Raw genomic sequence first — 20,999 nt, 5'->3', positions numbered from 1 at the left:
GTTCGGCTATGTCTGGACGGGGCGGGTCCCACGATGCGCCACCGCACGTTGCACCGACGTGACGGTGAAGATCGCCGCGGTGCCCGCCACGGCCGCGAGGAGCAGCAGCCCGACGGCGTAGTTCCCGAAGGCGCCGTAGAGCCCGCCCATGACCAGCGGCGGGACGAACCCGCCCAGGCCGCCCGCCGCGCCGACCACGCCGGTGACCGCCCCGACCTTGGTCGCGGGCGCCAGTTGCGACACCAGCGCGAACGTCGCGCCGCTGCCCGCGCCGAGCGCCATCGCCATCACCAGGAACGCGATCGTGCCGAGCGGGATCAGCGGCGGCGCGAACGCCTGCACGACGGCGGCGACCGTCACGACAGCGAGGCCCATCGCGAGCACCCGCACGGCGCCGAACCGGTCCGACAGCCAGCCGCCGACCGGACGCATGATCACCGCGAGCAGCACGAAACCCGCCATCCGGTTCGCCGCGTCGCCCTGCTCGAGGCCGTACTGCGTCTTGAGGTAGGTCGGCAGGTACACCGAGAACGCCACGTACCCGCCGAACGTCACCGCGTACAGCGCCGACGCCTGCCAGGTGACGCCCATCCGCGCGGTCTCGCCGAGGCGGCGAGCGAACGGCTGGTCGGGGACGGTCCGTCCGGGGGCGTCCCGCAGCACCGCCCAGGCCACGGCGGCGTATATCGCGAGCAGGATCGCGGTGAGGACGAACGGGAACTCGATGCCGAACTCGTCGACCTCCTTGACCGTGGTCAGCGCGCTGATCGCGGTGCCGCCCATGCCCGCGCCGAACAATCCCAGCGCCAGGCCGCGCCGCTCCGGCGGGAACCACGCGTTCACGAACGGGACCCCCACCGCGAACGCCGTCCCGCCCACGCCGAGGAAGAACCCGCCGACCAGCAGCGCGGCGAGCGACGAGTGCCCGGCGAGCCCGAGGTACAGCAGCGGCGCGATCGTCACGAGCGACACCAGCGGGAACATCACCCGGCCGCCGTACCGGTCGGTGAGCGCGCCCACGGGGATCCGGCCGAGCGACCCCACCACCACGGGGACGGCCACCAGCAGCGCCTGCTCGAACGACGACAGGCGCAGGACGTCCTGGAACCGGGGGCCGAGGGGGCTCAGCAGCGACCAGGCCCAGAAGTTGACGACGAATCCGACCGTCGCGACGACCAGCATCGTCACGGCCCGCCGCGTACCGGTCACACCCCGCGCTCCCCCCTGCTCGCCCCGCCCCCGGAACGGAGGAAGATCTTCCCGGCGCGGCTGGAAGTAACCACCCGCCGCGGCGATACCGTTTCCGCAGGACGTGCAGGCGCGGGGCGACCCGGAACGGGAGGCGGAACCGACATTGACTGCTCAGCGTGACCTGGCCGCGGCGTTGCGGCGGGCCGGGGTGTCCGGGGTGGACGACTCCGCGCTCGCCCGCGCGATGTACTCGTCCGACGCGTCCCTGTACCGGGTGCCGCCGCAGGTGGTCGTGACCCCGCGCGAGGCGGGAGAGCTGCCGGCGGCGCTGGCGGTGTGCCGGGAGTTCGGGGTGCCGCTGACGATGCGCGGCGGCGGCACGTCCATCGCGGGCAACGCGGTCGGGCCGGGCGTCGTCGCCGACGTCTCCCGGCACCTGAACCGGGTGCTGGAGGTCGATCCGGACGCGGGGACGGCGCTGGTCGAACCGGGCATCGTCCAGGCGCGGCTGCACGAGATCGCGGGCGCGCACGGGCTGCGGTTCGGGCCGGACCCGTCGACGCGGACGCGGGCGACGCTGGGCGGGATGATCGGCAACAACGCGTGCGGGTCGCGCGCGCTGGGCTACGGCCGCACCAGCGACAACGTGCTGGGCCTCGACGTCGTGGCGGGGACCGGCGAGCGGCTGCGGATCGGCGACGTGCCGGGCGGCGCGGCGACCGGGGACCTGGAGAGCCCGCTGCTGGAGCGGCTGCGGTCCCTCACCGCCGATCATCTGGCGCTGATCCGGACGGAGTTCGGGCGGTTCGGGCGGCAGGTGTCGGCGTACTCGCTGGAGCATCTGCTGCCGGAGCGGCGGTTCGACGTGGCGCGCGCCCTGGTCGGCAGCGAGGGCACCCTCGCGCTGACCCTGGCGGCGCGGCTGCGGATGGTGCGGGAGCCGGAGCACCGGCTGCTGGTCGTGCTGGGGTACGGGTCGATGGCCGAGGCCGCCGACGCCGTCCCGGGGATCCTGCCGCACGGGCCGGTCGCCTGCGAGGGCCTGGACTCGCGGATCACGGGCGTGGTGGCGGAGCGGCGCGGGCCCGGCGCCGTCCCCGAGCTGCCGAAGGGCTCGGGGTGGCTGCTGGTCGAGCTCGCCGGGCCGGACGCGGGCGCGCTGCGGGACACGGCGGCGCGGGTCGTCGCCGACGCGGCCTGCACCGGCTCGATGCTCGTCGACGACATGGCGCTGGCGGACGCGCTGTGGCGGATCCGCGAGGACGGCTCGGGCCTCGTCGCCCGCACCCCGGACGGGGAGCAGGCGCACGCGGGCTGGGAGGACGCGGCCGTCCCGCCGGAGCGGCTGGGCGTTTACCTGCGGGAGTTCGAGGCGCTGCTCGGCGAGCACGGGCTGACGGGCGTCCCGTACGGGCACTTCGGCGACGGCTGCGTGCACGTGCGCATCGACTTCCCGTTGGGCCGGGCCGGCGGGACGCGGGTGTTCCGGGACTTCCTGCACGACGCCGCCGCGCTGGCCGCCCGGCACGGCGGCACGATGTCCGGGGAGCACGGGGACGGGCGGGCGCGCGGCGAGCTGCTCCCCCACATGTACTCGGACGAGGCGCTGGCGCTGTGCGCGGACGTCAAGGACCTGTTCGACCCGGACGGCGTCCTCAACCCGGGGATCATCGTGCGTCCCGCGCCGGTCGACGCCGACCTGCGGGCCGCGCGGGTGCCGCGGGCGACGCGCCGGGAGCTGCCGCTCGGGCTGGCCTACCGGGACGACCGCGGCGACCTGTCCCGGGCCGTCCACCGCTGCACCGGCATCGGCAAGTGCCGAGCCGACAACACGGGTGCGGGCGGTGTGATGTGCCCGTCCTATGTCGCGACCCGGGAGGAGAAGGACTCCACGCGGGGGCGCGCGCGGGTGCTGCAGGAAGTCGTGTCCGGGAAGCTGGGCCCGGACGGGTGGCGCTCCGAGGCCCTGCACGAGGTCCTGGACCTGTGCCTGTCCTGCAAGGGGTGCGCGTCCGACTGCCCGACCGGGATCGACATGGCGTCCTACAAGGCGGAGGCCCTGCACCAGCGGTACCGCCGCAGGATCCGCCCGCGCGCGCACTACGCGCTCGGGTGGCTGCCCCGGTGGACGCGCCTGGCCGCGCGCGCCCCCGCGACGATCCGTCCCGCGAACGCCGCGATGCGGTCGAGGGCGCTGCGGCCCCTGGTGGCGTGGGCCGCCGGGATCGACCGGCGCCGGACGCTGCCGGCGTTCGCCCCGGTCACGTTCCGCCGCTGGTTCTCCTCGCACACGTCCCCCGAGGGCCGCAACGGCGACGTCGTCCTGTTCGTGGACACCTTCACCGACGCGTTCTCGCCCGACGTGGGCAAGGCGACCGTGCGGGTGCTGGAGGACGCCGGGTACCGCGTCACCGTGACCGAACGGCCCGTGTGCTGCGGCATCACGTGGATCTCCACCGGGCAGCTCGACGGCGCCCGCGCCCAGGCGCGCCGCACCGTCCGGGCGCTGCTGCCGCACGTCCGGCGCGGCGCGAAGGTCGTCGGGATGGAGCCGTCCTGCACCGGCGTGCTCCGCGCGGACGCCGCGGAACTGCTCGACGGGGTGGACGCGGCCGCCGCCCGGGAGGTGGCCGCCGCGACCCGCACCCTCGCCGAGCTGCTCGCCGAGACCGGGGGCTGGACGCCGCCCGACCTGTCGGGCGTGTCCGGCGTCGCGCAGCCGCACTGCCACCACCACGCCGTCATGGGCTGGCGGCCGGACGCGGCGCTGCTGCGGGACGCGGGCGCCGACGTGCGCGGGATCGGCGGCTGCTGCGGGCTCGCCGGGAACTTCGGCGTCGAGAAGGGCCACCACGACGTGTCGGTCGCGGTCGCCGAGCACCGGCTGCTGCCCGCCGTCCGCGACGCGGCGGACGGCGACGTCGTCCTCGCCGACGGGTTCAGCTGCCGCACCCAGCTCGACTTCCTCGCCGGGCGGACGGGCGAGCACCTCGCCCAGCTCCTCGCTCGCCACCTGCCGAAGTAGCGCCCACCGGCCCGGCCGCCCGGCCCGAGTCTCCGCGCTCCCCCGCCTCAGCCCAGGGTGCGGGAGAGGGTGAGGGCGGCGGTGTGGACGGCCGGGGCGACGGCGGCGAGCCGCATGCCGGTGGACCAGCCGGACACCGACAACGCGCCGAGCGCTTCGCCCTCCGGGCCGAGGACGGGGCTGGCGGCGCACACGATGCCGTTGCCGGACTCCTCCCGGTCGTAGGCGACGCCCTCCGCGCGGATCGTCTCGAGCTCGCGGGCGAGCAGGCCGGGCGCCGTGACGCTGCGCCCGGTGGCGCGGACCAGCCCGGCGTCCATCACCGTCCGGACGACCTCCGGCGGGGAGAACGCCAGGATCGCCTTGCCGACCCCGGTGACGTGTGCGGGGAGCCGGCCGCCGACCTTGGACGGCATCGGCGGGCCGCCCGGGGAGCCGAGGATCTCCACGTACACGACCTCGGCGCCCTCCAGGACCGCGAGGTGGACGGTCTGCCGGGTCGCCTCCCGCAGGTCCGACATGTACGGCACGGCGGCGTCGCGCAGCACCCGCTGGCGCGGCACCCGCTGCCCGATCTCGAACAGCCGCAGCCCGAGCCGGACCCGGGAGCCCTGCCGTTCGAGGAGGCCGGCCTCGACCAGGTCGAGGGCGATGCGGTGCGCCGTCGACTTGGGCAGGCCGCTGCGGCGGGCGAGCTCCGCGGCGCCGAGTCCGTCGTCGTCCGCGCGGAACGCGGTCAGCACCGCGACGGCGCGCCGGAGGAAGCTGTCATCGGACGACATGGCCCCACTTTATGACCCACTTGGGAGAAGCGTCCCACCGTGCGGGACGCCCGCGTTGCCGCGCGGCCGTCCCCGCGGGCAGGCTCGAAACCGCCATAACGACGAAAGGACGGCCATGGACCCCGGTTCGGTGGAGAAGGCCGCGGGCGCGCTGCTGGACGCGTACGCCACCGGCACCCCCATCTCCCCCCTGACGACGGACTACCCCGACATGTCCATCGCCGACGCCTACGCCGTCCAGGCGGTGCAGGTGAAGACGTGGACGGACGCGGGGGCGCGCGTCAAGGGCCACAAGGTCGGGCTGACCTCGGCGGCGATGCAGCGGCAGCTCGGCGTGAACTACCCCGACTCCGGCGTCCTGCTGGACTCGATGTTCCTGCCGGAGAACGACGCCATCGAGCGCAGCCGGTTCCTGCAGCCGCGCGTCGAGCCGGAGGTCGCGTTCGTCCTCGGGCGTCCCCTGGCCGGGCCCGGCGTGACCGCGGCGGACGCCGTCGGCGCCGTCGAGTACGTGCTGCCCGCGCTGGAGGTCATCGACTCCCGCATCGCGGACTGGAAGATCAAGCTGCCGGACACGATCGCCGACAACGCCTCCAGTGGCGGCGTCGTGCTCGGCACCCGGCCCGTCCGGCTGGACGGCCTCGACCTCGCGCTGATGGGCTGCCTGCTGCACCGCAACGGGAACCTGATCGACACGGGGGCGGGCGGTGCCGTGCTGGGCTCGCCGATCAACGCGCTGGTGTGGCTGGCGAACGTGCTCGGCGAGAGCGGCCAGTCGCTCGAGCCCGGCCACGTGGTGCTGCCCGGTTCGATCACCGCGATGGTCCCGGTCGCGCCGGGCGACACCATGACCGCCACGTTCGCCGGGGTCGGCTCCGTGACCGCCCGGTTTGGAGAGGAGGACGCGTGAGCAAGCTCAGCGCCGCGATCGTCGGGCCGGGGAACATCGGCACCGACCTGCTCGTCAAGCTGCTGCGCAGCGACCTAATCGAGGTCCACTCGATGATCGGGGTGGACCCGGAGTCCGACGGCCTGGAGCGCGCCCGCAAGCTGGGCGTTCCGGCGTCGGCGGAGGGCGTGGACTGGTTGCTGAAGCAGCCGACGCTGCCCGACCTGGTGTTCGAGGCGACGTCCGCGAAGGCGCACCTGGCGAACGCCCCGCGCTACGAAGAGGCCGGGATCACCGCGATCGACCTGACGCCGGCCGCGACGGGCCCGTACGTGTGCCCGCCGGTGAACCTGGACTCGCTGGCGGACGTCCCGAACCTCAACATGATCACGTGCGGCGGGCAGGCGACGATCCCGATCGTGCACGCGGTGTCGTCGGTCGTCCCGGTGCCGTACGCGGAGATCGTCGCGTCCATCGCGTCCCGCTCGGCGGGGCCGGGGACGCGCGCCAACATCGACGAGTTCACGGTGACGACGGCCGGCGCGATCGAGCGGGTCGGCGGCGCCGACCGCGGCAAGGCGATCATCATCCTGAACCCGGTGGACCCGCCGATGATCATGCGGGACACGGTGTTCTGCGCGATCCCCGCGGACGCCGACACCGCGGCGATCGCGGCGTCCATCGAGAAGATGGTCGCGCACGTCGCCGAGTACGTGCCCGGCTACACGCTGCGGGCCGAACCGCAGTTCGACGAGCCCCGCGACATCTGGAACGGGATGGCCCGCGTCGCGGTGTTCCTCGAGGTCAAGGGCAACGGCGACTACCTGCCGCCCTGGGCCGGCAACCTCGACATCATGACCGCGGCCGCCGCCCGGGTCGGCGAGCAGCTCGCGCGCAGGAAGGTGGCATCATGACGACTCCGCAGACCGCGGCCGAGACGCCGCAGAAGATCCGGATCACCGACTCGACGCTGCGGGACGGCAGCCACGCGATGGCGCACCGCTTCACCGAGGAGCAGGTCCGCGGCGTCGTCCACGCGCTGGACGGCGCGGGCGTCGAGGTCATCGAGGTGACGCACGGCGACGGCCTCGGCGGCTCGTCGTTCAACTACGGCTTCTCGCTCGAGGACGACATCAAGCTCGTCGCGGCGGCCGTGGACGAGGCGACCCGCGCGAAGATCGCGGTGCTGATGCTGCCGGGCCTCGGCACCGTCGAGGACCTGCGCAAGGCGCACGGCGCGGGCGCGTCCGTCGCCCGGATCGCCACGCACTGCACCGAGGCGGACGTGTCGCTGCAGCACTTCGCCGCCGCCCGCGACCTCGGCATGGAGACCGTCGGGTTCCTGATGCTGTCGCACCGGGTCGGTCCGGACGAGCTGGCGAAGCAGGCCCGCATCATGGTGGACGGCGGCGCCCAGTGCGTGTACGTCGTCGACTCGGCGGGCGCGCTCGTCCTCGGCGACGCGCAGGAGCGGATCAGCGCGCTGGTCAAGGAGATCGGGCACGAGGCGCAGGTCGGCTTCCACGGCCACCAGAACCTGTCGCTGGGCGTCGCGAACTCGGTGCTGGCGCAGCAGAACGGCGCCCTGCAGATCGACGGCGCGCTGTGCGCGCTGGGCGCGGGCGCGGGCAACTCCCCCACCGAGGTGCTGGTCCCGACGTTCGAGCGGCTCGGCGTCCCGACGGGCGTGGACGTGCAGGGCGTGATGGCCGCGGCGGACGACGTCGTCAAGCCGTTCCTGCACCGGCTGCCGTTCGCCGACCGGGGCGCGATCACGCAGGGCTACGCGGGCGTGTACTCGAGCTTCCTGCTGCACGCGGAGCGGGCGGCGGAGCGCTACGGCGTTCCCGCGCACGAGATCCTGCAGCGGGTCGGCGAGGCCGGGTACGTCGGCGGCCAGGAGGACATGATCATCGACGTGGCGCTCCAGCTCGTCGCCGAGCGCGAGAAGGCGTCCGCCTGACACCGGGCACGACGACGCGGAGGGGCGGGGAGCACGGCTCCCCGCCCCTCTCCGCGCGTCCGGCGCGTCAGCGCCTCCGGCGGCCGACGCCGATCTCCATGAGGTCGTGGCCGACGGTGAGGGCGCCGTCGAAGCCGCGGCCCGCCCGCCGCCGCGGGCGGGACGGCGGGCGGGAGCGGGGGCGCCGCGGGCGCCTGAATCGGCGGGGCCGGGCGCCGTCTGTGGCGCTAAGCTGCTGATTCACGCAGTCGGCCGTCCGGGGGGCGTCACAGGTGGAGCTCGGCACGCGCCGCGACGGGCCGCTCCCCCTGCGAGTGCTGCCGTTCGCGGCGCTCGCGGTCATCTCCGTCATCGACTTCTCCGCCGGCCCCAGCGTCGGCTACCTGCCGCTGCTCGCGCTCGGCCCCGCGTTCGCCAGCCTCTTCGGCGGCGTCCCGCGCACCCTGTCGGTGGGCGTGCTCGCGATCGTCCTGTGCACGCTGCTCGGCGCCTACAGCGACGTCCTCGGCACCTTCCGGACGAACCTGACGTTCGTCTCCATCGGCGGCGTCACCGCGGCCGGGACGATCGCCGCGGTCTACCGGCAGCGCCGCGAGCGCGAGCTCGCCGACGTGCGCAACATCGCCGAGGTCGCCCAGCGGGTGCTGCTGCGCCCGATGCCGCGCCGCGTCGGGCCGGTGCGCGCGACCGTCCGGTACATCTCCGCCGCGGCGGGGGCGCGGATCGGCGGCGACCTCTACGAGGTGGTGCAGACCGCGCGGGGCGTGCGGGTCATCGTCGGCGACGTGCAGGGCAAGGGCCTGGACGCCGTCGAGACCGCGGCGGTCGTCCTCGGCGCCTTCCGCGAGGCCGCCTACGACGAGCCCGACCTGCACGGCGTCGCCGGGCGCATCGAGCGCGCGCTCGCCCGGCAGCTCGGCAGCGAGCAGTTCGTCACCGCCGTCCTCGCCGAGGTCCACGAGGACGACGGCGTCACGCTGCTGAACCGCGGGCACCCGCCGCCGCTGCTGATCCGCCCCGACGCCTCGATCACGATGCTCGACCCGCCCGAGCCCGCGCCGCCGCTCGGCCTCGCCGTCCTGGTCGAGGACCCCGCCCCGAGCGACCGCGTCGACCTCTTCCCCGGCGACCAGATGCTGCTCTACACCGACGGCGTCGTCGAGGCCCGCAACGCCGACGGGGTGTTCTACCCGCTCACCGAGCGGGCGTGCGTGCTGGCCGCGGACGATCCCGAGGACGCCATCGACGGCCTGCAGTCCGACCTGCTCTCCTACGTCGGCGCGCCGCTCGACGACGACGCCGCCATGCTCCTGCTGCGCCGCCGGATTTAGCCCGTCCCCGAAGCGGCGGGCCTACGGTTCGATGACCAGCTTGCCGCGCGCGTGCCCCTCGCGGCTGGCGTCGAACGCCTCGCCGACCCGGTCGAGCTTGTACGTCGCGGCGACGTCCACCGTGAGCGCCCCGCGCTCCGCCATGTCCGCGAGCTCGGCGAGCTTCGCGCCGTCCGGCCGCACCCAGATCCAGTGCCCGCCGTGCTCGGTGACGGACGGGTCGGCGACGGACGCGTGCCGTCCCCCGGGGGCCAGCACGGCCAGCGTCGTGTCGAGCTGCCCGCCCGCGAAGTCGGCGACCGCCGTGACCCCGCCCGGCGCGACCTCCCGCACCCGCTCGACGAGGCCCTCCCCGTACGCGACGGGTTCGGCGCCGCGTCCCCGCAGGTGCGGGTGGTTGCGCTCGGACGCCGTCCCGATCACGAACGCGCCCCGGCCGCGGGCGATCTGCACGGCGAGGTCGCCGACGCCGCCGGACGCGCCGTGGATCAGCAGCGTGTCGCGGGGGCCGACTTCGAGCCGGTCCAGGGTGCGCTGCGCGGTCATCCCCGCCAGCGGCAGTCCGCCCGCCTGCCGCCAGTCCAGCGTCGTCGGCTTGCGGGACACCGACCAGGCCGACACGGTCACGTACTCGGCGAACGTGCCCGCCCGCACCACGTCCTTGCGGGCGTACGCCATCACCTCGTCCCCGACCGTGAACTCAGGCGTGTCCGGCCCGACGTCCCGCACGACCCCGGCGACGTCCCAGCCGGGGATGACGGGGAACAGCGCCTCCATCATCCCGTCCAGCCCGCCCGCCATCACCTTCCAGTCGACCGGGTTCACCCCGGCCGCCCACACCTCGATCAGCACCTGCCCGGGTCCCACCCGCGGGTCCGGGACGTCCCCGATCTTCAGCCGCGAATTGTCCGCCGCATAGGCCGCATACGTAACAGCGCGCATGACCACACACATAACCAGCAGAAAGGGAACTAACCGCGGTGTGCGCGGGCCCACAGCGCGGGCCAGCCGCCCGACCCGAGCCACGAGGCCGGGACGCGCAGCCCGCGCTCGGCCGCCTCGTCCCAGAACGCGCCGGTGTCGGCCCCGAGCTCCCACGCGGCGGGGAAGGCCCGCCGCCACGGGCCGTCCTCGTCGGCGAGGGACGTGGCCGGGAACCCGGGGACGGTCACGCGGCGCGGCGCCGTGACCGCCGCCAGCGGGATCGCGGGACGCGCGCAGGTGACGTGGACGGCCAGCGCGCACAGCGGCCGCGCGGCGGCGCGGCGCCGGACCGCGCGGGCGAGGGCCGGGTCGTCCCGGACGGCCAGCAGCCCGACGGCGCGGCGGACGCGGCGGGCGGCGAGGTCGATCGCGTGGGCGTCCGCGATCCCGGGCAGCCGGACGAGGCGGCGCAGCGACTTCGGCAGCGGCGGCTCGCCGAACAGCAGCGGGAGCCGGTCGAACCGGTCGCGGACGGCCGGGTCCAGTGCCTCGACCGCGTCCCGCAGCGGGCGGTGCTCCGTCGCCTCCCACAGTTCCGCCAGGTCGGCGGCGCGCTCGTCCAGCACGCGGGCGCAGTCCCGCGCGAGCCGGTCGAGGCCCGACCGGCGGACCCGCACCGCGGCGGCGTCCGGCGCGGTCGCGGCGACGGCGGCGAGCACGCCGAGCGCCGCGCCGTCCACCCGGATCAGCTCCCGCAGCGCCGGGCCCGCCTCCTCGAGCAGGCGGTCCCCCGCGCCCCGCCGGACGGGACGCGCGGGCGGCCCGCCGGCGTCCGGGACGTCGCCCTCGACGGCGGCCGCGGGCGCGTCGCCCGGGAGCGCCTCGACACGCGCGCGGAAGGCCGCGGCGAGCTCCCGGGGCGCCTCCTGGTTGAACCGCCCCTCGATCTGGTCGACGCTCCATCCGCGGGACGCGGGCTTGAGCCGCGTCAGTTCCGCGTTGGCCGCCAGCCGGCCGTCCGGACCGTACAGGCCCACCAGCACGGACGTCCCGGCCTCGGCGTCGTCGGCGTACGCCGCGATGCAGTTGCCCATGTAGCCGGCCCAGTCGGCCAGGTCCCGCGCCGTGCGCGCCACCTTGACGCGGTGGCCGCCCACCTCCGCGCCGTCCAGCGCGGCGACGGGCGCCGGGACCCGGAACTCGCCGGTCAGGGCCTCCGTCACCGCGGTTCCGCCCCACATCCCGTCGACGAGTTCCGCCCACGTCCCGGCGCCCTTGGGCGGGACCGCGCCGAACGCGACGAGCTGGGCGGCGCCGGCCACCGCCTGCGTGACCGAGTCGTAGCCGGGGCCGCCGTCCGGCGCGGGCTCGACGTCGTGGGCGTACCAGGGCTCGCCGGTGCCGGGCTCGGCCTGCGCCCGGTCATGGCCGTGCACCTGCGCGAGCGCGTCGATCAGGTCGACGTACCAGAGGAAGTCCCCGATCACCTCGACGGCGGCGGCGTCCCCGCCGGCCCCGGCGACCCGGGCCGACAGCGGCTCCCGGTCGAGCATCCGCGCCGCCCACGGCCCGATGCCGTCCCACTCCCCCGGCGGGCGCGCGCCGTACCCGGCGCGGCCCCGCCATTCCGCCAGCGGCACCTCCGCCCAGCCCCGCAGCGCGGACTCGGGCACGCGCGTGTCGAACCGGTCGAGGGCCCGCACGACGTCCTCGACGATCACCAGCGCGTAGTCCCGGGCGCAGGCAAGGCGCGGACGGGCGTACCCGGCGAGCCTCGCGTCGTCCGGCTCGCCCACCTGGCGGCGCAGGTCCCGCACGTAGGCGCCGGGGCGGGTCGGCAGGCCCGTGAGCCCCGGCACCCTCCGCGCGTCGTTCACCGTCGCGTCGTCGCGGGCCTCGTGCAGGGCCGCGTCCAGGACGTCCGCGGACCGCGCCAGGCCCGCCGCGAGACCGTGATCGGCGACCGCGACCGCCGTGCGCAGCAGCGCCGTCGCGGCGAGCGCGTCCCGGAAGAGCCCGACGAGCACGACATGCCAGTAAGCGTCGGGCGGCACCCAGGCCGCGGCCGCCGCCATCGACACGTCCGTGCCCAGATCGCTCCTCATCCACTGCAGGACCTGCTCGTCCGCGAAGTGCCGGCGGCGCACGCGCAGATCTCCCACACGACCGCGGCGCGACTGCGTCGCCCGGCGGCGTTCCCGGCGCGCCTCCTCGGCCCGCCGCTCCACCACCCGCCCCCACAGATCGAGGACGAGATCCGCCCTGCGCGGACGCGGCACCGGCCCGAGCACCCGCCGCAGATCGGCGCCCAGCGCCGACGGCGGACCGCCGGGGATCACCGGCTCCGGCGCGTCCAGCTCCAGCACCCGCTCCAGCTGCTCCGGACCCAGGACGTCGCTCGCCGCCGACGCCAGGTGCAGCGCGTCCCAGCGGCCCTCCTCCGCGGCCCGCGCCGCCGCCGCGCCCACCCGCTTGGTGACCGAGGGACCGAACAGCGCGACCATGAGCGCGGCCCGGTCCCCGAGCCGCCGCGCGTCCCGCACGCCGACGGCCCGCAGCGCGGCCAGGGCGGCGTCGCGCCGGTCCCCCCGCGCCCCCTCCAGCAGCCCGGACCGGAAGCCCGCGCCGAGATCGACGCCCGCGCCAGCCGCGACGGCGCCGCCGTCCGCGACCAGCAGCCGCAGCGCCGCGACCGCCCGCCGCACCTCGCCGTCCGGCGCGCCCTCGGGGCCGAGCGCGACCGGGGCGCCGGGCTCCCCGCCCGGCTCGTCCACCCGCACGGGCCCGGACGGACCCGGGACCCACGCGCAACGCTGCGCGGCCACCACGCCGCCCGCCAACCGGATGCTCATCGCGAGCCATCATCGCCCGGCCCGGGCGGCCGCCCAAACGGTTTTCCGCTATGTGCTCACTCGGAATTCATCGGAAAGAAGCGTTCCGACAGAGCCATCCACGAGGCGAACGCCAGATATCCCGTCTCGAAAGCGACGAGATCGCGGTCCCATCGGGTCCCCGCCTTTCCCTTCCGCGCGGCGAGCAGCAGAACCGCACCGCCCGCCAGGTTCAGGCCGGCCCACACGCCGTTCGCCACCGGGCCCGACTCCCGCCCGGCCAGCGGCGTCATGTGCCGGCGCCCGCCGACGGCGGTGGCGATGTGCGGCGCGCTGTTGGCGACCAGCATCCCGGCGAAGAACGACTGCACCCGCGACGCGTTCATGCCGCGATGCTAATGCAGCGGGCTCTCGTCCAGCTTCGCGAGCAGAGCCCGCGGATCGTCATAAACCGCGACGGCGCCCGCCGCCTCCAGTTCGCCGCGCGCCCACCCGCCGGTGAGCACCCCGACGCACGGCACCCCGACCCGCCCCGCCGCCTCGACGTCCCACGCGGTGTCCCCCACGAACACCGCGCGTCCCGCGGGCACCCCCGCACGCTCGAGCGCCAGCTCCACGATGTCCGGCGCGGGCTTGCTCTGCCCGACCTCCGACGCCGACGTCGCCTCGTCGATCGCGTCCTCCGCGTCCAGCGCCGCCCGCAGCGCCCGCATCTCCGGCTCGGCCGCCGAGCTCGCCAGCACCACCCGCTTGCCCCGCGCCTTGCACGCCCGCAGCAGGTCCGCCGCACCCCCGAACGCCTGCAACCGGCCCCAGTACTGGGCGTACAGGGCCGTGTGCGCGTCCCGCATCACGTCGTCGGCGCCCCGGTCCCGCTCGTCCGGCAGCACCTGGTCGAGCAGCTTGTCCGACCCCATGCCGATCGCCCGATGGATCCGCGCCATCGCCACCGCGTGCCTCTGCTGCCGGAACGCCTCCCACCACGTGACGGCATGCAGGTACGTGGTGTCGACGAGCGTCCCGTCCACATCGAACAACACAGCCTCGGCCATCCCCCGGCCCTACCCGACCGATCCCGCCCCACTCCGCCCGGCCGGCTTCGGGGAACATCTCCGTGAGCGAGCCCGCCCGCATGTTTGTGACATCGATCGACCAGTAAGATTTCGCTTAACACATGTTTACAGATTCACCATGGGCGGTCATCACCCGCACCTTCGAAACAAGAACTCGTGGCCGCCGAGCGCGCGCGGCGCGCACGCAAGCGCGCCGACCGCGAAGCCGCGACCGCGGACCCCTCCCTGGAGGCCTGGGCGGACTTGGGCATCCACGGAAAGGACACGATCGACGCCGTCCGCGACGCGACAGGACTGCTCCTCGACGACCTCCCCGATCCAGCCGCCTTCGGCGCGCTGCGCGACGCGGTCGACGCCGTGCCCGCCCGTGATTTCCCCACAGTGCTGCGGGCGGCGCTCGACGCCGTGGACGTCGACCGACTGGTCTCCCATATGGCCTCGTTCGGCGCCGCGGGCGTTCCCTGGATCGGCAAGCGCGGCATCACCGAAACGCTGCTACTGACCGAGACGTCACCCACCGCCGAAACGACCGGCCCGCTGCCCGGGGAAGTCTTGGAAGGCACGGTGCACTGGCGGTTGTTCCTCGCCGTCCTCGGTCATCCCGTGCGGCTGAGCGCGGAGGAGATCGCGCCCAGCCTCGAGCGTCTGCCGCTCCCCTTGTTGGACGACCTGATCGACAACGGCACCTGGGCTCCGCAGATCAGCCCTGGAAGCAGCGTGCGGACCCGTACGAAGCCGCCTACCTGCGCGCCCGGCTGGCCCCTGAGGAGGTCACCGCCGAAGATGCCGCCGACCTCGGTTGGCGGGACGCCGCCGCACGCCACGCCTATCTCGCCGGCGCCCCGGAAACCGGGGACAGCGTTCTGGACATGCTCACCGCTCTGCACCGGGGAGACCAGTCCCTTCTGTTCGATCTCCGAGCCGCCCTGCCAAAGGAGCAGCGGAAGCTGCTGCAACAGGTCATGGACGGCGCTCAAGTCGGGCGCTGGCCCGAGAGGATCACCGACGATCGCCGCCTGTGGGGCCTTCTCTCCGCCCTCTGGAAGGCTTCGATCCGCGCGGAGGGGCGTCAGGACAGGTTGATCGACCCGAACCTCGGCGCCTTCTATGCGTGGCAGGCCTACCGAACGGCGCACGGACGGATCCTCGCCGGAGACCTCGACGGCGCTCTCCGCCAGGTCAAACTCTTCCGGAGGAATGAGGCCATCGACGAGCGAATCGACGTGGAGGTCGATAATCTACGCGCCTACCTCAGCATGCGTCCGGACAACCGGCGCCGGGAGGATCTCGAGCGTGCCGAGCGGCTGCTCAATGGTGCCGTCGACGGGCATCCGCAGGTGCGGAGGAACCTCGCGCTTGTCCGGGAACGCCGACAAACCCCCTCCAACAACCGCGAGTCATGGGAGGACCTCTACGTCGCCCTGGGACTACCCCACGGTGATCCCAGATGGACCGAACGGTGGCGCGAGCTGAGCCGACGACATCGCGATGACGTACTGCTCCCAGAAGCCCCAGAGGCGCGGCGAGTACCGGTGATCCTTGTCGTCTGCGTCGGCGACCCGCGCGGTCGGCAGTGACACCGAGGGAACTCTTCGTCTCGTCGGCCCCATGGGCCAGGCCTGGCCAGCCGTCGGGGTCGTCGTGCACCAGCGAGACTCCCGCCAGTACCGTCTCGCCGCGCCGCAGAAGCCTGCGGCACGCGTCACCGTCGAGCTCGTGCTCGGCGGCGTGCGCGGCCAGCGCGGCGTAGAAGGCGTAATTGCGGACGTAGCGCGTCTGCGAGGTGATCCCCGGGACGAGCAACTCGGCCACCCGCATGACCGGCGCCTCGACGCGCAGCGGATACCGTCCCGCGCGCTGCTCCAGACCTTGCGCCGACCAGCCGGGCCCGTCCACCAACGTCATGCGCGCCTCCGTAGATTCGCAAGATACCTACGCCCGAGATCTCGACACCATCTATCGTTTGCAAGAGCGCCGCCACGGAAAGGGCGCTTTCGCTCACCGTCTCCCTCGGTGCCCCTCAGCCGAGGCGCGCGTTCAGGTGAGCGAGGGTGAGCGCGGTCGCCGACCGTTTGGCACCCGGCGCCGCCCCACTGCGATCTCGGGCCAGCTTGTCCCGAATCTCCCGCATGCGTCGCCTGACGTCCGCCTCGGAGAGGGCGAGCTGTTCGGCGATCTGGTCATCGCCGAGTCCGCTGGTGACCATGCCCAAAAGCGCGGCCTCGAGCTCGGTCAACTCGTATCCCGGTGGATCGCGGCGGGCCTCTCCCGCGGACTGAGAGACAACGCCGGGCAAGTACATCCAACCGGTGACGTCCGTCTGGTCGACCTTGGTACTCACTGGCTCGTAGTCGGCCGCCTCGGCGGAACCCGACCCGTGAGCGATGGCGGATTCATAGACGAACGATGAGGCGATGAAGCCCACGCTTGCGTCGCCGGCCGCCAACGGCTGCTTCAGCGGCTCAACGTCCAATAGATGGGCGCTGTAGTCGACTGGCCAGCCCGACATGCTCGCTCCGTCCGCGATCACGGGGCCGACGTGCAGCGCAATTTTGAGCCGGACGTGCAGGGCTTCGCTGGAACGGCGGTTGTGCCGACGCAGCCGCGCGGCGACCCACGGAATCATGGGATTGACGACCGACGCGGTCGGCACCTCTGGCGGGACAACGATCAGCACGCCATCACCACGGTCCTCACGATGGCAGTCGTCCCACGGCACGCGCGATATTGCGAACGCCTCCTCCAGCGCCTCGTACATGATGCGCTTGACCTCGAGCAGGTCCTCATCGCTGCGGCCGGGTACGTTGCCGCCGACGATGGCGATGAACATGATGGTGCATGCCTGGCCCGACCAGAACGGCACCGTGAGCCCGCGCTCGTCACAGGCATTCCCAGCAGGCGGAGTGGACCAGGCGGTTGGGTGGGCCCTGTGTTGCTGCACTGACCGCCTACGCTTGTGGTGGCCGCCCAGGCGCCGCTCGTAAGCCCGGGCGCGGTCGTGCTCCGTCAGGACGCCCTGTACGTCTGCGGTCAGCTGCTCGGACTCTTCGGCAAGCCGTTCGTACAGCTCTTCTTCCAGGACGGCGAACACCTGCGGGTGTTCTTCCAAAAACTCGGCGAACTTCCGAGTGGACATGACCAGGACGGTGACATCACCCAAGGCAACGACGGTCCCCGACCGCCGTTGCGGTGTCATCATCGCACGCTCTCCGATGATGTCACCGGCTTCACGAACAGCAATGAGCCGTTCACGTCCTTCCCAGTCGACACTTACCGCGACCCGGCCGACCATGATCACGGCAACGAAATCGCCCGTTTCACCTTCACGCCAGAGCACCTCTCCGAGGACAGCAGCAGCGGTCCCGGCCGAGGCGCGGAACGCGGCTTGTTGATCGCGAGTCAGCTTCCCCCAGAAACCGCCGGCCCGGGGGGTGACCGATCTGGGCATGCACACATCGTCGATGTGGCTTCGAGACGCCCGCCGAAGCTCGACGCGTTCCCATGCTTCCCTCCAAGCAACGACCTCGCCCGGCTCCACTCGGCACGCCCGCAGGAATTCCTCCAGCACTGGCGCGCTGGGCATACGACGCCCGGCAAGGATGTCGGCGATCGTCGACCTGCGCAGCGGATGGGAAGAGTCTCGGGTGATGGCCTCGAGTTGCCGGTATGAGGGGGCACCCACACGGACGTGCAGTTGCTTCAGAGCCGCCGTCAGTTCCGCAGGCGTGTTCACATCCCCCAAGGCGGAGGGGTACTCCCACCTCCGCTTGGAGGAGACAGGTTCGCCTCCGCGAAACGGAGGGGGCTCGAAGTCGGAATCACTTCGTGCGGCGCTACCCCTCATGGGCACCGCCTTCCCCCGCTGCCGCACCGTTCGCACCCGGAAGCTGGGGAACATTGATGCGCCGCCATGCCGTAGCCCATCGTTGCTCCTCCCGTAGATCTCCGCCGCAGCCCCTGATGCAGCCGCACAGGTAGTCCAGGCTCAGCCTCGGCGTTTTGGCGCCGCCGTACAGCAGCTTGGACACGGTCGAGTGACAGAAGACGCCACCCGACGCCTTCGCCACCTTCCGGGTCGACGGCCTGCCGCTCCACAGCCAGTACGTACGCATCAACTCTTCCAGTTCCCGCATGGTGCGCGCGGTCAGCGGATCGGGTTTGAGGACGTGCCCGGGCAAATCATCCGGGGGGCGCCGATCTTCCTCTTCCGGTGTCGCCATGGCCCGGGCTCAGCCTCGCGATCCAGCGAGGAAGGCGGTGAGCTGGCCGTAACCGCTAACGAGCGCGATCTGCGCAGCCTCATGCAGTGCCAACTGGTAACCGAGCGCGATGTACAGGATCGCCGCAACCGAGATGAGCAGCGTCCCAAGGCCGACCGCTTTCGGTCCACCTTCGCACAAAATTACAACCTTCACAAAATGGACCTTTCGGTGCTGGGATCCGACTTCCGACCGAGCGAGCGAGGTCGCCGCGACACGTCGGTTTCCCGGGAGCGGCCTGCCAACCGCACCCGTGCTCGCGCCCCGGTCGAACACAACCCACGTTCACTCATATTCCACCAGAACCACCCGGCGTACAACGACACATTCGACAATTAGTCACCTTCCGGCAGCCTTCACCATCAATAGACAGCGCTATACAGCTTTCGACACGGTCGGTTTCCGCTGTCCGAACTCGTCCAACCCTGTCCGGTTCTCTAGCCGGACACCTGCGGCGGGACGCACTCTGTTTGAGGAGGTGGCCCAACGCCAACCTCACCCCGTGACCACTCGGTATGGGATCCGACATGCGACCGGGGACTGGCCGGTCCGGCTGCCACCGCACCGGCCTTGCACGAACGGGAGCCCCGCCACATAGCTGGCGGGGCTCCCGCGCTCCGGCGGCGGGCGCAACGGCACCGGCGCCTCGGAGAGAGACGGTGCCGCAGGCCGTTCGATGGGGCCGCAGCCATTGCGGTGCCTGGACGGCTCAGTGCGTTCGAGTATCAGGTCACTGGACGATTCGATCTCCTGTCCGGCCGTCAGGTGGACGTGCGCGCCGGGAGAAACGCCGTCCTGCCGCCAGGGGCAGCAGATGGCGCGCCAGGAAGATCAGCCCCTCGCGGTTGGCGGCCACGGCCACCTCGCCAGCACCGACCTCGGCCGATATGTCGTACCCGTCGTCCCAATTGGACGTCGGCCCCGCCCGTCGCGCAGAGGGCGACTTGACCTCGATGGGCCACTGCACCAACATCACTTCCAAGCTGATCGATAGAGATGTGCCGGTTCTCGACGACCTGCACTGAACGCCGGCACTCACCTTCCAGTTGGGCCGTTGAAGAGCGAATATAAGGGGTAGTGCATGACCGGTCACACGGTCGGGTTCGTCTACGTCCTGAGCAATGAGGCGATGCCGGGAATCGTCAAGGTCGGCATGACGGGGAACCTCGCCGAGGATCGCGCGAAGCACCTCCACGGCACTGCCGTCCCGCTCCCCTTCGAAGTCGAGTTCCGAGTGGTGACCTCCTTTCCCTCGAAGGTCGAACGCAAAGCTCACGACATTCTGGACCCCTGGCGGGTGGCCCCGAACCGGGAGTTCTTCCGCGTCTCCCCAGAGGATGCCACCAATGCCGTCAAGGAGGCATTGCAGGAGGAGGCAGGCATACTCGCCTGGCGCTCGAGCGAGCAGCACCACATCGATGAGGGTGACCGAGTCGCGCTCTCCCTGAAGGCCGGCGACTATTTCGTCGTCCTGACTTACCCGAACATCATGGTCGAACGTGCTGACATCCTCGACGTCTGGGAAGCCCACTCCGACGGGGACATGCTCGAGTTGATGGGCACCGCGCGGCCGGGACACGTGGCGGGGTTCAGCGACGGCGACCCGAGGAGCGAGGAGGACCCCGTCCCGTATCTCGACCGGTCGGGAACGGTGGCGAACGTTCCCCTCTTCGCACGCGAACGCCTGGTCATCGGTGAGCGTCTGCTCTGGTTCCGTCCCGTGGGCAACGGGGAGAGCTGTCTACTGACGATGTTCGAAATGCGCGCCCACTGCCAGGCCGTCGGCCGAACGTGGAATCCGCGGTTCGATGAGAGCGGTTTCCCTCTCCTCCTGACAGATCTCTCCAGCGATGAGCCGCCCCGGTGCATGGTCCGAACCGTCCAAGCCGCAATGCGGATGCGGATACCGCGTCAGTGGGCGCCGAGGAACCCGGACCCGGAGGACGGCTGGGAGCCGAGGCACCCGATCGTGGGTGACGAAACGGCCCTACGGATCGAGGGGCCGCAGCCTTCAGAGCACTGGCTCCCCCAACTGCGGTCGCGCCCACGCGGCCGCGACCGCAGGCGTTGACCGGTTCGTCGGCCTGCCCGCTCGGCGTGATTGTGGTTCGCGATCTTCGGCTGGTCGGCCATGCGGCTCGACGGCATCGGCGGCGACGGCGGCGCGCTGACCCAGAAGGTCATTGAGGAGCAACAGGTTCCGCTGGCGATGTTCGAGTTCTTCTCGAGCTTCCCGGCGATGACTCTGGTCCAGGGCATCGCGGTCGTGGTGGTGGCGCTGTTCTTCGCGACGTCCTCGGACTCGGCGTCGCTGGTCGTGGACATGCTCTGCTCCGGCGACGAGGACTCCGGGCCGGTACGGCAGCGGCTGTTCTGGGGCGTCTCCGAAGGCATGTTGGCGGCCTCGTTGATCGTCCTGGGCGGTGACAAGGCATTGGCGGCCCTGCAACAGGCCATCACAGTGATCGGGCTGCCGATCTTCATCCTGGCCTGCATCATGATGTTCAGTCTCGCCAAGGGGCTGAAACAGGAATCGCGCGCGGTGTACGCGCTGCAGTTCAAGGAGATGCAGCCGCGCGCCGGGCTGGCGGACGAGGCGAAGCCGCCGCCAGAAGAGCCGGCCGGTGCCTCCGCGCCTTCCCCGAGCCGGACGGGCCGACCAGCGCGCACACCGTCCCGGCCGGGATGTCGAGGTCGACGCCGTCCAGCGCCGGCCGCGCGTCCGGCACGT

Annotated in this window: 18 protein-coding genes; 8 read left to right on the top strand and 10 right to left on the bottom strand. The window is 72.7% G+C overall.

Features of this window, described 5'->3' with window-relative positions; genetic code table 11:
* Window positions 1-6 precede the first annotated feature (6 nt).
* On the bottom strand, window positions 7-1,209 hold the full coding sequence (locus AB0L25_RS36885; RefSeq protein WP_500177749.1) for an MFS transporter: 1,203 nt from the start codon (window positions 1,207-1,209) through the stop codon (window positions 7-9).
* A gap of 145 nt (window positions 1,210-1,354) precedes the next feature.
* Here AB0L25_RS36885 and AB0L25_RS36880 point away from each other — a divergent pair, with 145 nt between their 5' ends.
* Window positions 1,355-4,216: an FAD-binding and (Fe-S)-binding domain-containing protein gene (locus tag AB0L25_RS36880; RefSeq protein WP_500177747.1), complete on the top strand. Its 2,862-nt coding sequence runs from the start codon at window positions 1,355-1,357 to the stop codon at window positions 4,214-4,216.
* A gap of 47 nt (window positions 4,217-4,263) precedes the next feature.
* Here the strand turns inward: AB0L25_RS36880 and AB0L25_RS36875 are convergent, their stop codons facing one another.
* Window positions 4,264-4,998 (bottom strand): IclR family transcriptional regulator, encoded by a 735-nt coding sequence (locus AB0L25_RS36875; protein WP_500177745.1) that lies wholly within the window; start codon window positions 4,996-4,998, stop codon window positions 4,264-4,266.
* A gap of 115 nt (window positions 4,999-5,113) precedes the next feature.
* Between AB0L25_RS36875 and AB0L25_RS36870 the strand changes: the two genes are divergently transcribed.
* From AB0L25_RS36870 to AB0L25_RS36855, 4 genes are all read left to right on the top strand, one after another.
* A complete protein-coding gene (locus AB0L25_RS36870; RefSeq protein WP_500177743.1) occupies window positions 5,114-5,908 on the top strand; it encodes a 2-keto-4-pentenoate hydratase in 795 nt (264 codons plus the stop codon).
* Window positions 5,905-6,801: an acetaldehyde dehydrogenase (acetylating) gene (locus AB0L25_RS36865; RefSeq protein ID WP_500177741.1), complete on the top strand. Its 897-nt coding sequence runs from the start codon at window positions 5,905-5,907 to the stop codon at window positions 6,799-6,801. The genes AB0L25_RS36870 and AB0L25_RS36865 overlap by 4 nt, the downstream gene beginning before the upstream one ends.
* Window positions 6,798-7,850, top strand: coding sequence for a 4-hydroxy-2-oxovalerate aldolase (gene dmpG, locus AB0L25_RS36860; RefSeq protein WP_500177739.1), 1,053 nt, complete (start codon window positions 6,798-6,800; stop codon window positions 7,848-7,850). The genes AB0L25_RS36865 and dmpG overlap by 4 nt, the downstream gene beginning before the upstream one ends.
* 272 nt (window positions 7,851-8,122) lie before the next feature.
* The gene (locus AB0L25_RS36855) at window positions 8,123-9,181 is read left to right on the top strand and encodes a PP2C family protein-serine/threonine phosphatase (protein WP_500177738.1); all 1,059 of its coding nucleotides are present in this window, start codon (window positions 8,123-8,125) and stop codon (window positions 9,179-9,181) included.
* 21 nt (window positions 9,182-9,202) lie between these two features.
* Here AB0L25_RS36855 and AB0L25_RS36850 read toward each other — a convergent pair whose 3' ends face one another.
* The 5 genes from AB0L25_RS36850 to AB0L25_RS36830 all read right to left on the bottom strand — a co-directional run bounded on the left by AB0L25_RS36850 (window position 9,203) and on the right by AB0L25_RS36830 (window position 14,441).
* Window positions 9,203-10,123: an NADP-dependent oxidoreductase gene (locus tag AB0L25_RS36850; protein WP_500177737.1), complete on the bottom strand. Its 921-nt coding sequence runs from the start codon at window positions 10,121-10,123 to the stop codon at window positions 9,203-9,205.
* A gap of 29 nt (window positions 10,124-10,152) precedes the next feature.
* Window positions 10,153-12,957 carry a hypothetical protein gene (locus AB0L25_RS36845; protein WP_500177735.1) on the bottom strand — a complete coding sequence of 935 codons (2,805 nt, stop codon included), beginning with the start codon at window positions 12,955-12,957 and terminating at the stop codon, window positions 10,153-10,155.
* Between the two features lie 56 nt (window positions 12,958-13,013).
* Window positions 13,014-13,322 carry a hypothetical protein gene (locus tag AB0L25_RS36840; protein ID WP_500177733.1) on the bottom strand — a complete coding sequence of 103 codons (309 nt, stop codon included), beginning with the start codon at window positions 13,320-13,322 and terminating at the stop codon, window positions 13,014-13,016.
* Window positions 13,323-13,331: 9 nt separating this feature from the next.
* Complete coding sequence (locus AB0L25_RS36835; RefSeq protein ID WP_500177731.1) at window positions 13,332-13,988, bottom strand: HAD family hydrolase; 657 nt, start codon at window positions 13,986-13,988, stop codon at window positions 13,332-13,334.
* 150 nt (window positions 13,989-14,138) lie between these two features.
* The gene (locus AB0L25_RS36830; protein ID WP_500177729.1) at window positions 14,139-14,441 is read right to left on the bottom strand and encodes a hypothetical protein; all 303 of its coding nucleotides are present in this window, start codon (window positions 14,439-14,441) and stop codon (window positions 14,139-14,141) included.
* Between the two features lie 437 nt (window positions 14,442-14,878).
* On the opposite strand from AB0L25_RS36830, the gene AB0L25_RS36825 reads away from it, so the two are divergent.
* The gene (locus AB0L25_RS36825; protein WP_500177727.1) at window positions 14,879-15,586 is read left to right on the top strand and encodes a hypothetical protein; all 708 of its coding nucleotides are present in this window, start codon (window positions 14,879-14,881) and stop codon (window positions 15,584-15,586) included.
* Window positions 15,587-16,029: 443 nt separating this feature from the next.
* On the opposite strand, the gene AB0L25_RS36820 is transcribed toward AB0L25_RS36825, so the two are convergent.
* The 3 genes from AB0L25_RS36820 to AB0L25_RS36810 all read right to left on the bottom strand — a co-directional run bounded on the left by AB0L25_RS36820 (window position 16,030) and on the right by AB0L25_RS36810 (window position 18,424).
* A complete protein-coding gene (locus tag AB0L25_RS36820) occupies window positions 16,030-17,742 on the bottom strand; it encodes a cyclic nucleotide-binding domain-containing protein (protein WP_500177790.1) in 1,713 nt (570 codons plus the stop codon).
* A 100-nt stretch (window positions 17,743-17,842) separates the two neighbouring features.
* Window positions 17,843-18,229 (bottom strand): hypothetical protein, encoded by a 387-nt coding sequence (locus tag AB0L25_RS36815; protein ID WP_500177726.1) that lies wholly within the window; start codon window positions 18,227-18,229, stop codon window positions 17,843-17,845.
* A 9-nt stretch (window positions 18,230-18,238) separates the two neighbouring features.
* Window positions 18,239-18,424 (bottom strand): hypothetical protein, encoded by a 186-nt coding sequence (locus tag AB0L25_RS36810; RefSeq protein ID WP_500177725.1) that lies wholly within the window; start codon window positions 18,422-18,424, stop codon window positions 18,239-18,241.
* 925 nt (window positions 18,425-19,349) lie between these two features.
* Here AB0L25_RS36810 and AB0L25_RS36805 point away from each other — a divergent pair.
* Together AB0L25_RS36805 and AB0L25_RS36800 are read left to right on the top strand one after the other, a co-directional pair.
* On the top strand, window positions 19,350-20,339 hold the full coding sequence (locus tag AB0L25_RS36805; RefSeq protein ID WP_500177724.1) for a GIY-YIG nuclease family protein: 990 nt from the start codon (window positions 19,350-19,352) through the stop codon (window positions 20,337-20,339).
* A gap of 30 nt (window positions 20,340-20,369) precedes the next feature.
* Window positions 20,370-20,999, top strand: a 630-nt coding sequence (locus tag AB0L25_RS36800; RefSeq protein ID WP_500177723.1) for a BCCT family transporter, incomplete at its 3' end; no start/stop codon positions are given.

The organism is Spirillospora sp. NPDC052242, from assembly GCF_040679555.1.
GTDB lineage: Bacteria > Actinomycetota > Actinomycetes > Streptosporangiales > Streptosporangiaceae > Spirillospora.
The sequence above is the reverse complement of the archived record's forward strand: the minus strand, read 5'-3'. Positions and strand labels throughout refer to the sequence as shown.

What these genes read in the sequence shown, in the direction of transcription:
- AB0L25_RS36875 (WP_500177745.1), bottom strand. Translation starts at nt 4,998, where the DNA reads ATGTCGTCCGATGACAGCTTCCTCCGGCGCGCCGTCGCGGTGCTGACC.
- AB0L25_RS36870 (WP_500177743.1), top strand. Translation starts at nt 5,114, where the DNA reads ATGGACCCCGGTTCGGTGGAGAAGGCCGCGGGCGCGCTGCTGGACGCG.
- dmpG (WP_500177739.1), top strand. Translation starts at nt 6,798, where the DNA reads ATGACGACTCCGCAGACCGCGGCCGAGACGCCGCAGAAGATCCGGATC.
- AB0L25_RS36850 (WP_500177737.1), bottom strand. Translation starts at nt 10,123, where the DNA reads ATGCGCGCTGTTACGTATGCGGCCTATGCGGCGGACAATTCGCGGCTG.
- AB0L25_RS36845 (WP_500177735.1), bottom strand. Translation starts at nt 12,957, where the DNA reads ATGAGCATCCGGTTGGCGGGCGGCGTGGTGGCCGCGCAGCGTTGCGCG.
- AB0L25_RS36840 (WP_500177733.1), bottom strand. Translation starts at nt 13,322, where the DNA reads ATGAACGCGTCGCGGGTGCAGTCGTTCTTCGCCGGGATGCTGGTCGCC.
- AB0L25_RS36835 (WP_500177731.1), bottom strand. Translation starts at nt 13,988, where the DNA reads ATGGCCGAGGCTGTGTTGTTCGATGTGGACGGGACGCTCGTCGACACC.
- AB0L25_RS36830 (WP_500177729.1), bottom strand. Translation starts at nt 14,441, where the DNA reads ATGGGAGACCAGTCGGTCGACGTCCACGGCGTCGAGCGCCGCCCGCAG.
- AB0L25_RS36825 (WP_500177727.1), top strand. Translation starts at nt 14,879, where the DNA reads ATGCTCACCGCTCTGCACCGGGGAGACCAGTCCCTTCTGTTCGATCTC.
- AB0L25_RS36815 (WP_500177726.1), bottom strand. Translation starts at nt 18,229, where the DNA reads ATGGCGACACCGGAAGAGGAAGATCGGCGCCCCCCGGATGATTTGCCC.
- AB0L25_RS36805 (WP_500177724.1), top strand. Translation starts at nt 19,350, where the DNA reads ATGACCGGTCACACGGTCGGGTTCGTCTACGTCCTGAGCAATGAGGCG.